The 13,997-nt window shown below is 68.1% G+C and carries 15 protein-coding genes; 6 read left to right on the top strand and 9 right to left on the bottom strand.

The features are described 5' to 3' along the window. Positions 1 to 29 precede the first annotated feature (29 nt). Entirely contained in the window at positions 30 to 692 is a 663-nt protein-coding gene (gene phoU, locus AOZ06_RS51360) for a phosphate signaling complex protein PhoU (protein ID WP_054296031.1), read from the top strand. Here the strand turns inward: phoU and AOZ06_RS51365 are convergent. The 9 genes from AOZ06_RS51365 to AOZ06_RS51410 form a co-directional block, all read right to left on the bottom strand. After that, positions 689 to 1,441 carry an ESX secretion-associated protein EspG gene (locus tag AOZ06_RS51365; RefSeq protein ID WP_054296032.1) on the bottom strand — a complete coding sequence of 251 codons (753 nt, stop codon included), beginning with the start codon at positions 1,439 to 1,441 and terminating at the stop codon, positions 689 to 691. The two genes, phoU and AOZ06_RS51365, sit on opposite strands and share 4 nt — an antisense overlap. Then, a complete protein-coding gene (locus AOZ06_RS51370; protein ID WP_157233704.1) occupies positions 1,438 to 2,436 on the bottom strand; it encodes a WXG100 family type VII secretion target in 999 nt (332 codons plus the stop codon). The genes AOZ06_RS51365 and AOZ06_RS51370 overlap by 4 nt, the downstream gene beginning before the upstream one ends. 16 nt (positions 2,437 to 2,452) lie before the next feature. After that, positions 2,453 to 2,863 (bottom strand): hypothetical protein, encoded by a 411-nt coding sequence (locus AOZ06_RS51375; RefSeq protein WP_054296034.1) that lies wholly within the window; start codon positions 2,861 to 2,863, stop codon positions 2,453 to 2,455. Positions 2,864 to 3,340: 477 nt separating this feature from the next. Further along, complete coding sequence (gene pstB / locus AOZ06_RS51385) at positions 3,341 to 4,117, bottom strand: phosphate ABC transporter ATP-binding protein PstB (protein ID WP_054296036.1); 777 nt, start codon at positions 4,115 to 4,117, stop codon at positions 3,341 to 3,343. A gap of 7 nt (positions 4,118 to 4,124) precedes the next feature. Further along, complete coding sequence (gene pstA, locus AOZ06_RS51390; RefSeq protein ID WP_054296037.1) at positions 4,125 to 5,033, bottom strand: phosphate ABC transporter permease PstA; 909 nt, start codon at positions 5,031 to 5,033, stop codon at positions 4,125 to 4,127. Further along, the gene (pstC, locus tag AOZ06_RS51395; protein ID WP_054297533.1) at positions 5,030 to 5,956 is read right to left on the bottom strand and encodes a phosphate ABC transporter permease subunit PstC; all 927 of its coding nucleotides are present in this window, start codon (positions 5,954 to 5,956) and stop codon (positions 5,030 to 5,032) included. Before pstC ends, pstA begins: the two co-directional genes overlap by 4 nt. Before the next feature lie 190 nt (positions 5,957 to 6,146). Further along, positions 6,147 to 7,271 (bottom strand): phosphate ABC transporter substrate-binding protein PstS, encoded by a 1,125-nt coding sequence (gene pstS / locus AOZ06_RS51400; protein ID WP_054296038.1) that lies wholly within the window; start codon positions 7,269 to 7,271, stop codon positions 6,147 to 6,149. A gap of 212 nt (positions 7,272 to 7,483) precedes the next feature. Continuing rightward, entirely contained in the window at positions 7,484 to 8,323 is an 840-nt protein-coding gene (gene mshD, locus AOZ06_RS51405) for a mycothiol synthase (protein WP_054296039.1), read from the bottom strand. Between the two features lie 4 nt (positions 8,324 to 8,327). Next, entirely contained in the window at positions 8,328 to 9,053 is a 726-nt protein-coding gene (locus tag AOZ06_RS51410) for a winged helix-turn-helix transcriptional regulator (protein ID WP_054296040.1), read from the bottom strand. A 290-nt stretch (positions 9,054 to 9,343) separates the two neighbouring features. Here AOZ06_RS51410 and AOZ06_RS51415 point away from each other — a divergent pair, with 290 nt between their 5' ends. From AOZ06_RS51415 to AOZ06_RS51435, 5 genes are all read left to right on the top strand, one after another. After that, positions 9,344 to 10,255, top strand: a complete 912-nt coding sequence (locus AOZ06_RS51415; protein ID WP_054296041.1) for an LmeA family phospholipid-binding protein — start codon at positions 9,344 to 9,346, stop codon at positions 10,253 to 10,255. Continuing rightward, the gene (locus tag AOZ06_RS51420) at positions 10,252 to 10,662 is read left to right on the top strand and encodes a TlpA family protein disulfide reductase (protein WP_054296042.1); all 411 of its coding nucleotides are present in this window, start codon (positions 10,252 to 10,254) and stop codon (positions 10,660 to 10,662) included. The genes AOZ06_RS51415 and AOZ06_RS51420 overlap by 4 nt, the downstream gene beginning before the upstream one ends. 1,632 nt (positions 10,663 to 12,294) lie before the next feature. Further along, positions 12,295 to 12,738 carry a DUF4395 domain-containing protein gene (locus AOZ06_RS51425; RefSeq protein ID WP_054296043.1) on the top strand — a complete coding sequence of 148 codons (444 nt, stop codon included), beginning with the start codon at positions 12,295 to 12,297 and terminating at the stop codon, positions 12,736 to 12,738. A 41-nt stretch (positions 12,739 to 12,779) separates the two neighbouring features. Then, a complete protein-coding gene (locus tag AOZ06_RS51430) occupies positions 12,780 to 13,622 on the top strand; it encodes a sulfurtransferase (protein ID WP_054296044.1) in 843 nt (280 codons plus the stop codon). A gap of 2 nt (positions 13,623 to 13,624) precedes the next feature. Continuing rightward, positions 13,625 to 13,924: a DUF1416 domain-containing protein gene (locus AOZ06_RS51435; RefSeq protein ID WP_157233705.1), complete on the top strand. Its 300-nt coding sequence runs from the start codon at positions 13,625 to 13,627 to the stop codon at positions 13,922 to 13,924. The last annotated feature ends 73 nt before the right edge of the window (positions 13,925 to 13,997 follow it).

The raw sequence follows: 13,997 nt of genomic DNA on the forward strand, positions 1-13,997 counted from the left end.
AACACGGACCTGCACGTAGGCTGACGCCCATGCGTGAGGCCTACCGTGACCAGCTCGGTCAACTCGCCGATCAGCTGGCCGACATGTGTTCCATGGTCGGCGACGCCATGTCGCATGCGACCAAGGCGCTGCTGGATTCCGATCTGGCACTCGCCGAGCAGGTGATCGGCGACGACACCAAGATCGACGACGCCAGGGCGAAAGCCGAGGAAGAGGCCTACGCCCTGCTCGCGCTGCAGGCGCCGGTCGCCACCGACCTGCGGACCGTGCTCGCGGTCATCCACGCGGCGGAAAGCCTTGAGCGGATGGGCGACCTGGCGTTGCACGTGGCCAAGGCCGCGCGCAGGCGCCACCCGAACCCGGTGCTGCCGGACGCGGTCCGGCCGTACTTCGCCGAGATGGGCAAGATCGCGTGCAAGATGGCCGAGCAGGCCGAGCAGGTGATCCGGACCCAGGACATCGAGCTGGCGCGTCAGCTCGACGAGACCGACGACGAGATGGACGACCTGCACCAGCACCTGTTCACCGTGCTGATGGACCGCGAATGGCCGCACGGCGTGGCCGCCGCGGTGGACGTGACGCTGCTGGGCCGCTTCTACGAGCGGTTCGCCGACCACGCGGTGTCGGTCGCCAAGCGCGTCGTCTTCGTCGTGACGGGCAAGATGCCCGGGTACAGCTCCGACGAGATCTAGGTCAGCGAGCTCATCAGGTCTTCCAGCTGCTGCACCAGACGGACGGTGTCGGCGGGCGCGAACGTGCCGCCGCCATCGTCGGGGTGGGCCTGGGCCATGTAGCGGCCGTCCTCGGTGTCCAGCCAGCTCAGGCCGGGTGCCCGCGTCTCGCGGCCCGATCTGTCCATTGCGGACACGACGAAGTACCCGGCGCCGGTGCGGACCTTGCGCAGCATCTCCTGCGCCGCGATCAGCTGCGCCTGCGAGGTCGTCCTTGCCGGACGGACCTCGCGTGCGAACCCTTCGCGTTTCTCTTCCGTGGCAACGGATTTCGCATTCACGGTGACGGATTGCCCGTGTCCCGGGCGCAATCGGGGCAGCAGGCTGACCGCGGTGCGGGCCAGCGACTCCGGCCGGACGAACTCGAACCGGAACATCTGGCCCTCCTGGATGACCAGCAGGCCGCGCTCGCCGTCAGCGGAAACCCTTGCGTACAAACCGCTTTCGTCGTCCAGAGTGCCCATCACCGCGATCGCGACCCGGTAGCGCGACATCAACCGCAGCCCGTCGGCGACGGCCGGGTTCAGCTGCTCGCCGCGGACGAGACCGCGCCGGGACAGGTCCGCGAACACGGCGTTGGCGATCCGCACCCGGTCGTCGACGAAGTCGCCGATCCCCGGCAGCTGGAACGGGTAGCGCCTGCACTCCACGCCGAGCGCCTCGGCGAGGATGTCCGTCGCGGCGAGGGAGAGCGTGAACGATCCGGTCATCCGCCGATCACCGGCGGCATGGTCGGCCTCGTGCCGAACGTGCGATCGCCGTCGAGCATGTAGTTCTCGGCGGCCTGCGCGCCGGGAACGGCCTGGTCGACGGGTCTGGGCCCGGCGGCCGCGGCGAGCGGGGCGACAGCGAAGCCACCGGCGAGCGGCACGGCCGCGGCTGCCTGAGGTGCGGAGTCGTCCCGGATCGCGTTCTCCGGCGACGTGACCGGGGTGGGGACGTCCGACGACGCCGACATGGGTGACGTGCCGTCCTGGGACGCCCTGGGCATCGGCGCGCCCGTCGCGGCCATCTCCGGCGGGGGCGCGAACGCGGGCATCGTGGCCGAGTCGGCCAGCGCGGCGTCGAACGTGGTGACGACCTCGGCGGCGCGCTGTTGCGCGGCCTGCTGGGCGGCGTAGGCCTCCATGTGCTCGGCGTACCGGGAGATCCACTGGACGGGGTCGGTGATCTGGCGCAGTTCGGCGTTGGCGGCGTCCACGTCGAACGCGACCGGGTCCGGCATCGAGTTGCGCGCGGCGGCGAGGGCTTCCGACTGCTTGGCGGCCTGCGAGCCGGCCAGTTCGGCGCCGCGGCCCGCGCCGCCGATCCACTGCCCGACATCCATCATGAACTGCCTCGCGGCCTCGCCCGCGGCGCCCTGCCAGTCCTCGCGGCTGCTGTTGACCGCGCTGACCACGTCGTCCTGGAACTGGGTCAGCTTGGCGCCGGCCTGCTGCCAGCCGGTGGCCAGCGCGCCGACCTGGTCGGGGTCGACGTTCTCGGTGACCATCGCCTTGAGCGTGGGGTGGTCGATGTTGGCGTACAGGACGCCTTCCGGCAGCGGCGCGGCCCGCGTGCCCTCGTCGGAGCAGCTGGGCCGGGGCGCGGTCTGCCCGCGGGCGGCGATCCTGGCGAGCAGGTCCGAGACCCGCAGCCCGGACCGGCCGGTGGTGCCCACACTGCCCAGGTCGTCGATGTAGACGCCGTCGGACTCGTCCGGCATGGCCACCTCTTTTCGTCTACTTGCTGAAAGTCCCCGCGACCGCTTGCTCGGTGTGGCCGTAGTTGGCCATCGCCTGCCGCACGCCGCTCTCCGCGTCGCCGAGCACGTCGCGCAGCCGGGCCAGCTGGGTCAGGAATCCCTGCTGGTCGGAGGCGACCTGCTGGACGAAGGGCGCCATCGCGACGGCGCCGTAGCTGCCGCCGAGCAGCGGTCGCTGGTCGAGCGTGCCGCTCTGGTCGGTGCCGAGCCAGTCCTGCAGCATCCGGATCACGCGCAGCAGGTCATCGCCCGCGGAAGCACTCACGGTGAACTGGCCGGAAGCCGCGCTCTCCTTGAAGTTCCGCATGTTCTCGAGCATCTGATCCATGGCGTTGCGCGCAGGATCGTTCCACGCCGCTGGAACGGTGGACTTCTCATCCTCATACATGAGAACCCCTCGGGTAGCGCCGGACCTGACGGCACGGTATCAACCGAACACCCAGCGTGTCCCTAGTGCGAGCCCACTTCCACCCACTTGGTCCTTACCTGGACGCGGTCCGTAACCCCCAAGGGCGGCATTACCAGCCAATCACACCAACGGTAGTGATCCACAACACAAAATGCCTCGGATGAGTGATCAAGTTCTACCGAGCCGTCCGGCCTGGTTGACACTCTGCCAATAGGCTCGACCGGGATTGCGTCCCCAGGAGCACTCCACATCAGAGTGTGGATCCGGGACTGGGCGAAACCGGAACCGGCATCGGCGACCTGGGACCGTTCCCTTACGACACAGCCTCTCCGACTGTCCCAGCCGAACGCCTTCGACGAACACCCGAACGTTGTGGACAAGTCGGCCACACCCAGCCGGGTACACGAGAACGGGCCGCAGGCGTGCTGCCTGCGGCCCGTCCGGTTCTCGCGCTGATCAGCCGAAGCGGCCGGAGATGTAGTCCTCCGTCGCCTTCTGGCTGGGGTTGGAGAAGATCTTCTCCGTGTCGTCGATCTCGATCAGCTGACCAGGCTGGCCGACGCCGAGCAGGTTGAAGAACGCCGTCTGGTCGCTCACCCGCGCCGCCTGCTGCATGTTGTGGGTGACGATGACGATCGTGTAGTCCTTCTTCAGCTCCGTGATCAGGTCCTCGATCGCCAGGGTGGAGATCGGGTCCAGTGCCGAGCACGGCTCGTCCATCAGCAGCACGTCCGGCTGGACGGCGATCGCCCGCGCGATGCACAGCCGCTGCTGCTGACCACCGGAGAGGCCGCCGCCGGGCTTGCCGAGGCGGTCCTTCACCTCCGCCCAGAGGTTCGCTCCGCGCAGCGCGCGCTCGGCCACCTCGTCGAGCTTCTTCTTGTCCCGCGTGCCAGCCAGCTTCAGGCCGGCCACCACGTTGTCCCTGATGGACATCGTGGGGAACGGGTTCGGGCGCTGGAAGACCATTCCGATCGTCCTGCGCACCGACACCGGGTCCACCGCGGACGCGTAGATGTCCTCGCCGTCCAGCAGCACCTCGCCTTCGGCGCGGGCTCCCGGGATCACCTCGTGCATCCTGTTGAGCGAGCGCAGCACCGTCGACTTGCCGCAACCGGACGGTCCGATGAAGGCGGTCACGTTACGCGGCGGCACCGACAGGGTCACGCTGTTCACGGCGTGGAACTTGCCGTAGAACAGGTTCAGGTCTTTGACGTCTATGCGCTTGGCCATGGCCGCCTCACTTCGCCTTCACTGCGGTCAGCCGCGAGATCACGGTCGCGAGCAGGTTGATCAGGGTGATGATCAGGATCAGGGTCACCGCGGCGCCCCACACCCGGGCCTCGCCGATCTCGTTGGTGGTCAACCGTTCCGTGGTCATGAACAACGGCAATGACGCCATGTTCCCGTTGAACGGGTCGTAGTTGATGAACTGGGCGTAGCCGACCAGGACCAGCACCGGCGCGGTCTCACCCATGACGCGGGCGACCGCGAGCATGATGCCGGTGATGATGCCCGACAGCGCCGTCGGCACGACGATCTTCACGATCGTCTTCCACTTCGGGATGCCCAGCGCGTACGAGGCCTCCCGCAGTTCGTCGGGCACGATCTTGAGCAGTTCCTCCGTCGTGCGCACGACGACCGGGATCATCAGCAGCACCAACGCCAGCGACACCGCGAAGGCGCTGCGCGGCAGGCCGAAGGTGGTCACCCACATCGCGTAGATGAACAGCGCGGCCACGATCGACGGCACACCGGAGAGGATGTCCACTGTGAACGTGATCCACTTGGCGAGCTTCGAGTTGCGCCCGTACTCGACCAGGTAGATCGCCACCATGATGGCGATCGGCACGGCGATCAGCGCGCAGACCAGGCCTTGGATCAGGGTTCCGTAGATGGCGTGGTACGCGCCACCACCCGCCTGCCGCCCGGTCAGGCCGGACATCGACTTCTGCCACCAGTCCGAGCTGAGGATGTGGCTGAAGCCCTTTTCGACGACTGTCCACAGCAGCCAGACCAGCGGCGCGACGGCGATCACGAACGCGGCGCCGACCAGGACGGTCGCCGTGGTGTTCTTCGCCTTGCGGGCGGAGGAGATCTGCTGGAACGCGGGCGCTGTCGCCGGGCGCTGGAGATCGGTGGCGGTCACTCGTACTCCTTCTTCCCGACGATGAACGACCGCGCGACCGCGTTGACGATGAACGTCAACAGGAACAGCACTAGACCGGCGGCGATGTACGCGCCCGCGCTGCGCGGGTCGTTGAACTCCGCTGCCGCGCGCGCGATCATCGACGCGATCGTGTCGCCACCGTCGAACAGGCTCCAGCCGAACGGCACACCGGCGGCCTGGGCCAGGATGATCATCACGGCGATGGTCTCGCCGAGCGCGCGGCCGAGGCCGAGCATCGACGCGCTGATGTAACCGGCCTTGCCGAACGGCAGCACGGTCGTGCGGACCACTTCCCACCGCGTCGCGCCGAGGGCGAGCGCCCCCTCGATCTGCATGGGCGGCGTCCGGTCGAACACCTCGCGCGAGATCGCGGTGATGATCGGCAGCACCATCACGGCGAGCACGATGCTGGCCGTGAAGATCGTCTGGCCGATGCCGCGGTCGACGTTTCCGGTCGAGAACGGGAAGAACCAGCCGAACACCGAGTTCAGCCAGCCCGTCACGGGGTCGAGCGCGGGTGCGAGCACGGCCGCGCCCCACAGGCCGTAGATGATCGACGGCACGGCGGCGAGCAGGTCGATGACGTACGCGAACGGCCGGGCCAGCCTGCGCGGCGCGTACTGGGTGAGGAACAGCGCGATGCCCAGCGCGATCGGCATCGCGATGATCAGTGCGACGATCGAGCTGTACACGGTGACCAGCAGCAGGTCGAGGACACCGAACGAGAGGTTGTCCGGGTCACCGGCGATGAACTGGCGGCTGAAGAGGAAGTTCGCCTTGTTGGCCACAAGCGACGGAATCGCCTGGGCGAGCAGGAAGGCTCCGATCGCCGCGATGATGACGACGATCAGGATGCCTGATCCCTTGGCGACGCCGGAGAAGATCCGGTCGCCGGGACGCACGACGACCTTGGCCGGCTGATCCGCCGACGGCGGCCGAGGGTCACTGGGTCGGGGTTCCACCGAGATCGGTGCCTCCGCTGTTGTCTCGGTCGCCGAACCGCCCCGCCGCGTACCGGGGGCACCGGTGGCGACGGGGCGCGGAGACCTTTTCCGGATCTCACTCATGGCGAGTGTGCCAGCCTCAGTCTCGTCAGGCGATTGCCTTGACCGCGGTCAGCAGCTTGTCCTGGAACTCCTGGGGAAGCGGCACGTAGCCGGCGTCGGCCAGGCCGGACTGGGCGGTGGTCGCGGCGACGGTCAGGAACGCCTTGACGGCCTTGGCGGTGTCGGCGTCGTAGCCCTTGGAGCAGACGATCTCGTACGTGGCGAGCACCAGCGGGTAGGAGTTCGCGGCCTTGCTGGCGTAGAGGGCCTTCAGGTCGAGCACGAGGTCGTTGCCGGTGCCCTTGATCTTGGCTTCCTTGATCGCGTTGCCCGCGGTCTCACCGGACAGCGTGACGGCGCCCGCGCCGCTGTCGATCTTGGCCACGTTCAGCTTCTTGTCCTGCGCGAAGGACCACTCGACGAAGCCGATGGTGCCGTCGGCGGCGGCGACCGTCTCGGCCACACCCGCGGAGCCCTGCGCGCTCTGGCCGGTGCCACCGACGAACTTCTTGCCCGCGCCCTTGGTCCACGACGACGGTGCGGCGGCGGCGAGGTACTGCTGGAAGTTGTCCGTGGTACCCGAGTCACCGTCGCGGAAGATGACCTTGATCGGCTTGGCCGGCAGGGCCTTGCCGCCGTTGGCCTTGGTGATCTCGGCGTCGTCCCACGTCTTGACGGCGCCGGTGAAGATCTTGGCGATCACGTCGGGGGTCAGGGTGACGTCGGTGACGCCGTCGAGCTTGTAGGGCACCGCGACGGGGCCGAACACCAGCGGCAGGTTCCACGCCGGGTCGCCCTTGCAGCGGGTCTTGGCCGCGTCGGTCTCGGTGCCTTCCTTCAGCGGCGAGTCCGAGCCGCCGATGTCGGCGACGCCACCGTTGAACTGCTTGATGCCGTTGCCGGAACCGGACGGCGTGTAGGCGATCTGCTGACCCGCGCACTTCTGGCCGTACTGCTGGGCGAACACGTCCATGGCGCCCTTCTGGGCGCTGGAACCCTCAGCGACAAGGTTCTTCTTGCCACCGCAGTCCACCTGAGCGCTGCCGGTCGGCGCCGCGGCACCGGAGCCGCCACCCGCTGCCGGGGTGTTCTGGTCCGAGCCGCACGCCGTGAGCGCGAGGGCGCCGGCCGCGATGAGGCTGATCACGGCACCGTGCCGCTTGATCTTCACCTGAATCCTCCACTTGAGCCGTTTGGCTTGAGCCGTGTGGCGACGAGCCCGCCGCTCGATCCGGGACGCTAAGGAGCCAGACCGAACGAACGGCCCTGTAGAGGTGAACGACAGGTGAACAAGACACCCAATGTGAGCAGAGCTACCCCATTGGAACGGCGCCGTGACCTCGCCGCGACCTGGGGGTTTGCGCTGTGTGATTGAACGTGTGACTACCGTGCGTACTGCACGCCCGCGTCGAGCAAACCGAAGCCCAACTTGCGGTAAACGGCGATCGCGACGGTGTTGTCGCTCTCGACGTAGAGGATCACCCGGGGCAGTCCGAGTCCTCGCAGGTGACGCAGACCGGCGAGGGTCAGCGCCTTGCCGAGACCGCCGCCCTGCGCGGCCGGGTCCACACCGACGACGTAGACCTCGCCGGTCGAGTCCGGGTGCACCTTGGTCCAGTGGAAACCGACGACCTCGTCCTGCGCGTCCACGGCGAGGAAGAACCCGGCGGGGTCGAACCAGTCTTCGCGCTCGGTGGCGCGCACGTCGTCGACGGTCAGCCCGCCCTGCTCGGGATGCCACGAGAAGGCACGCGCGTTCACCGCGACCACGGCTTGCTCGTCCTGCCCCGTGACGAACGCGCGCAGCCGCACGCCGTCGGGCAGCACCGGCTCCGCGAACTCCTCCGCACCGAAATCCATCCCCATCCGGTGCAGCTCACGGACCCGCTGGAAACCGAGCTTCCCGGCCAGCCGCGCCGCACCGGGGTGGTCGCGGTGCGACCAGATCCGCAACGGCCGCGCCCGCTCGGCCACAGCGGTCAGCAGCTGCTCGCCGACGCCCTGCCTGCGGTGATCCGGGTGCACGACCAGCTCGGCGACCTGGTTGCCCAGCTGGTCACCGGCGGTGTCGACGTGCGCGTAGCCGACCACGCCGTCCCGCACGGCCAGCAGGTGCTCACCACCGGCAGGCAGGTCGATGCCGGCCTCGTCGGACGCCAGCAGCTCACGGACTTGCGCTGTCTCCAGCTCGGACAGGGTGGGGCGCCAGACGAGTTCGGTCACACCTTTACTGAACCACGTCGAAGCTCATTGATTCCGCCGCCTGCGCGGGAGCGGCTCCTTTCGGCGGCTGGACGAACTTGTAGCCGACGTTGCGCACGGTTCCGATCATCTGCTCGTGCTCGATGCCGAGCTTCGCGCGCAGCCGCCGCACGTGCACGTCGACCGTCCTGGTGCCGCCGAAGAAGTCGTAGCCCCAGACCTCCTGCAGCAGCTGCGCGCGGGTGAACACCCGGCCGGCGTGCTGAGCGAGGTACTTCAGCAGCTCGAACTCCTTGTACGTCAGGTCGAGCGGGCGACCGCGCAGCCGGGCCATGTACGTGGCCTCGTCGATCACGAGCTCGCCGAGCCGGATCGCGCCGTCGCCGTTGCCGGGGCCGGCCGGGCCGCGTGAGGTCAGCAGCCGCAGCCGGGCGTCCACCTCGGCGGGGCCCGCGGTCGGCAGCAGGATCTCGTCAACGCGCCAGTCCGAGGTCACGGCCACCAGGCCGCCCTCGCTGACGATCGCGATCACCGGGCCCGAGTCACCGCCGCTGGTCAGCAGCCTGCACAGGCTCTTGGCACCGGCGAGGTCGCTGCGAGCGTCGACGAGCACCGCGTCACGGGAACCCGCGTCGAGCAGCGCCGTCACCTCCGGCTGCTGGGTGCGCACGGCATGCGGCAGCAGCATCAGCGAAGGGAGCACCGAACCCGGCTCTGGGTCCGCGGTCAGCAGGAGCAGATCGAGGCTCATGGCTCTACCGCCTCTCGGGAGGTTCACGCGGTTGTCCAGCAGAATAACGAGCGAGGAGGGAAAATCGCCTGTTCGTAACACGCGGTTCACACACGTGGGACAGGTCACCACTTGGGCCACGTGCCGGTCGGGCGGCAACGCGAGGCGTCACCAACCGCTGAGAAGGGGCGCCTATCCTGGGCATGCCGGGGACGGGCGGGCCGCTCGTCTGGTACACCGGATCGCGACCTTCGCTGAACCAGACGTGTGCTGACGCGTCCAACGTAAGAGACATCGACACAGGTGGTGGCATGACGACAGCGCCGAACGCAGCGCACAACGCCTCGGCGACCCCGCAACGGCCGAGGAAGCCGAAGCGATCGAAGACTCGTCCGCTGGTCATCACCCTCGTGATCCTGATCGCCCTGCTGGTCGGGGTGGATTTCGGCGCCGCGGCCGTTGCCGAGTACCAGGTCTCCAAGCGGGCCAAGGCGGCGTTCAACCTCGCCGACGACCCGGCTGTGACCGTGCGCGGCTTCCCTTTCCTGACCCAGGCCATCGGCGGTGAGTACGACCACATCACGGTCGACGCCCGCGGGGTGCCGATCAAGGACATCCTCAAGGACGTCGAGGTGCACGCGGACCTGCGCGGTGTGCAGGCGCCGCTGTCGGACCTGCTGGCCGGGCGGACCGAGTCGATCTCGGTCAAGGAGATCGAGGGCCAGCTGCGGGTCAAGGAGGCGGACTTCAACCGGGCGCTGCAGTCCAAGAAGCTGCCGGTCCGCACGACCGACATCACCAACGTGACGATCTCGCCGGTCAGCGAGAAGCGGGTGCAGGCTTCGGGGTCCACCGAGGACGAGATCGACGACAAGGCCGACCAGGAGGCGCTCAAGCAGGAGACCGAGGACACCACGGCCGGTGTCCGGATCGGCGCGAAGATCGACATCGCGGGCCAGTCGACCGACATCGCGGTGTACGCGATCGTCAGCCTGGTCAACCAGAAGATCCAGGTCACGCCGAGGCGGATCTCGCTGGCGAACTCGATCGGCAACAACCTGCTCGGCCAGAGCATCCAGCAGCAGCTGCTGCCGCGCTTCGCGGTCGACCTCGACCCCGGCACGCTGCCGGTGGCGATCACGCCGACGGCGGTGCAGGTCGACCCGGGCTCGTTGTCGATCAAGGGCAAGGCCGAGAACGTGAAGCTGCGCGGCTTGGGATGACAGGTGTCTGGGTGTTGATCGGCACGCTCGCCGCGGTGAGCGTGTTCGGTCTCGCCTGGCGCCGCTCCCAGGGCCGCGTCCGTGCTGCGAAGGTTTCCGAATTGCCCCCTGAACTGCGTGAACTGGTGGATCCGGGCAGCCGGGTGACGCTGCTGCAGATCTCGACGACGTTCTGCGCGCCGTGCAGGCACACCCGGATCCTGCTGGCCGACCTGGCCGGGAAGGTGGACGGTCTGCGGCACGTCGATTTCGACGTGACCAACCACCCCGAGGTCGCCTCGTCGCTCGGCGTGCTGTCCACCCCGACCACGCTCGCGGTGGACTCCGACGGCGTGGAGCTGATGCGCGTCGGCGGCGTGCCCAAGCGGGACGTCCTGCTCGACGCGTTGCGCCCGCACCTGGGCTGACCGCGACACGCGCCAGCCACGTGCGCGCCCCGAACGGGTGGTTCGAGCTTTCCCTGATCTCGCAGGCGAAGGAGCTGTTGTGAGCAGAGTCGCCGGACTGGTGGCGGCACTGGAGATCAGTGTGCCGGGAATGCCGGTGACAGTGACCGATCCGGCTGGCGGCACGGTGACCGGCATGACCGGCGCGGACGGCTACTCCTGGTATCCCACCGCAAGCGAACGTGACAGGAAGCCTCGACCACACCAGCGGACAGGCACAAGTCGTGAGGGTCCGGCAAAGCCAGTCGGAACCCGAGTCGGCAGAGGAAGGCATTCGCTGACGCGGCTCGTACCGACGACAGCGAGACCCCCGACCGGCGAGCGCGCCAGCGCAGAGGTGGGCTTCGGGGTGCTCCTGCCCGTCGGCCTGAGCTACGCCAACCACGGACTGTCAGGAGGCCGCCCACCCAAACCAACACACAGCGAAAGCCAAACGGACCTCTTGACAGTCCGTGGTTCCCTCCGGGCAAGCCGACGGACAGGAGCACCCACGCCCCAAAAACTCAGCTCTGGCGAGGGCAAAGACCCGTCACAGGCTCCTGCCCAGAGGTCTGCCTCCCGGCGAGGGACCAGGCTTGTTCCGTGCAAAAACCAGGACCATGACAAAGAACCACACCCCGAAAAGCGCCCAAGAAGCCCTAACACCTATACACACAGTCCCCCACCCAACCCGGGGGGCGTCCCTGCTCCAGTCTAACGGGGTAACAGCTGGTCAAGGGGGTTACCGGCCAGTTGTGGACAGGGAGATTTGACGAAGGGATCACCGGTTCGACCAGAGCGCACCAGAGCTCGGCGCAAACCGGGAAGAACGTCAGAAGCGGAACCACGCCGAAGGCGGTGGCGAAATCGGAACGCCCACCGGGACAAGCATCCACACGAACACGCCGCCCAGCATGCTCAACCCAGTAAGTAAGCCGACCACTGTCGATCACATCGCCGCAGCGTCAGACCGCAGCCACCGAGCAACGCTTGCAACCTCATCGGAACTGACGGACCCGAGGCTGATCAGCAGAACAAGCACGGCGTCCAATTCGCCGCCTGAAGCAGGCGTACGTGCCAGCAGCCGCCGAACCGGACGACCACCAAGCGGAGCCCCCACCGCAGCTCCCCGTTGGACGCATCCGATCGTCCCTCGGTGCGCCACGACACCGCCACGGCCAACGAAGTCGACCAGACCCGAGAGCATCAGCACCCGCCGTCGGCGAGCACCCGGGAGCCCACGGTCGAATACCGCACGTTGTCCTCAATGCGGACGTGCCGCGCTGCCCCCGGTTCGGACAGCGCACGGCCCGCTACCGGTGAGGCACGCGAAAACCACCAGCCGCCTCACGGCACGCGAGCGGTAATCACGCGCTGACCTGCGGCTGGAAACCCTCACTCGATCGTGTGTCTCAGAGGGTGGACAGCGGTGCTCTGAAATGTGAGACCGAGGTAGTCTCGCGACCGTGTATACGTTGCTGACGAGGCGCCGCGCGGTCGACTACTGCCGCGTGGATTCCAGTCTCTGTCAAGCAACCCTCTGACCAGGCGATTTCGCGCGCCATCGCTCGCGGCGCACCCCCATGCTCGCTTGCCCGCAGGTCAGGAGGACACATGTCCGCAGGCCCACCCGTCGATCCCCGCGGTCCCAGGCTCTCCGCCTGGATCACGACCGTGGTCCTGGCCGTCGTGCTCGCCACCCAGTGGTGGCCGTTGCTCGCCGCTCAGGCTGTTGTCTTCGCCGTCGGCGCGTTCGCCGGGTTGAAGTACGCACCTTATTCACTTGTCTACAAGTACCTCGTCGCGCCGCGCCTGCAGCCGGCCGACGAGCGAGAGGATGCCGCGCCGCTGCGGTTCGCGCAGGGTGTCGGGTTCGCGTTCGCCGCTGTCGGCGCGATCGCGTTCGCACTCGGCGGCAACACCGTCGGTCTCGTCGCGACGGCGTTCGCGTTGGCCGCCGCGTTCCTCAACGCGGCGTTCGCGTTCTGCCTCGGCTGCGAGACCTACCTGCTGCTGCGCAGGCTCACCCCGTCCGGCGGCCGGCAGACACCGGCCTGACAGATCACCCCAACCCTGATACAGAAAGCGAGAGGCGCTCGATGAGCCGCGAAAACGTGCTGGTGTCGGCCCAGTGGGCCGAGGACAACCTCGAGACGCCTGGGGTGGTGTTCGTCGAGGTCGACGAGGACACCAGCGCATACGAGACCGGGCACATCCCGGGTGCCGTCAAGATCGACTGGAAGAACGAGCTGCAGGACCCGGTCCGCCGCGACTTCGTCGACCGGGCCGGCTTCGAGAAGCTGTTGTCCGCCAAGGGTGTTTCCAACGACGACCTGGTGATCCTCTACGGCGGCAACAACAACTGGTTCGCCGCGTACGCGTACTGGTACTTCAAGCTGTACGGCCACGAGTCGGTGAAGCTGCTCGACGGTGGCCGCAAGAAGTGGGAGCTCGACGGCCGTCCCCTGTCGCAGGACGCGGTCAAGCGCGACGAGACGTCCTTCTCCGCGCAGGAGCAGAACCTCAAGCTGCGGGCGTTCCGCGACGAGGTCGTCGACGCGATCAACACCAAGAACCTCGTCGACGTCCGGTCGCCGGACGAGTTCAGCGGCAAGCTGCTGGCCCCGGCGCACCTGCCGCAGGAGTCGGCGCAGCGCCCCGGTCACGTGCCGAGCGCGATCAACGTGCCGTGGGCCAAGGCCGCGAACGAGGACGGCACTTTCAAGTCCGACGACGAGCTGCGCGAGATCTACAAGGAAGCCGGGATCGACGAGTCCAAGGCGACCATCGCGTACTGCCGCATCGGTGAGCGTTCGTCGCACACCTGGTTCGCCCTGCACGAGCTGCTGGGCTACGAGGACGTCAAGAACTACGACGGTTCGTGGACCGAGTACGGGTCGCTGGTCGGCGTCCCGGTCGAGACCGGCACTGGCAAGGAGTGACTGTGAGCAGCAGCTGCGGAGCACCTGACCAGGCCGCGCCGATCGCGGGCGCGGAGGGTCAGACTGTCCTGTCCGGACGGGTCGTGTCCGGCGATGCCCCGGTCGGCGGCGCGTTCGTGCGCCTGCTCGACGGCAACGGGGACTTCACCGGCGAGGTCGTGTCCTCGCCCAACGGCGAGTTCCGGTTCTACGCCGCACCCGGCTCGTGGACGGTGCGCGCCCTGCACCGCACGGGCAACGGCGAGGCGTCCGTCCAGGCTGACGGGCCTGGCGTGCACGAGGTGGCCGTGGCGGTCGCCTGACCCCGATCACCAGCGAAACCGGGTGGCCGAACGGCCGCCCGGTTTTTATTGCCCGCGTGCAACCTCCCCTTGG

Source organism: Kibdelosporangium phytohabitans (assembly GCF_001302585.1).
Lineage (GTDB): Bacteria > Actinomycetota > Actinomycetes > Mycobacteriales > Pseudonocardiaceae > Kibdelosporangium > Kibdelosporangium phytohabitans.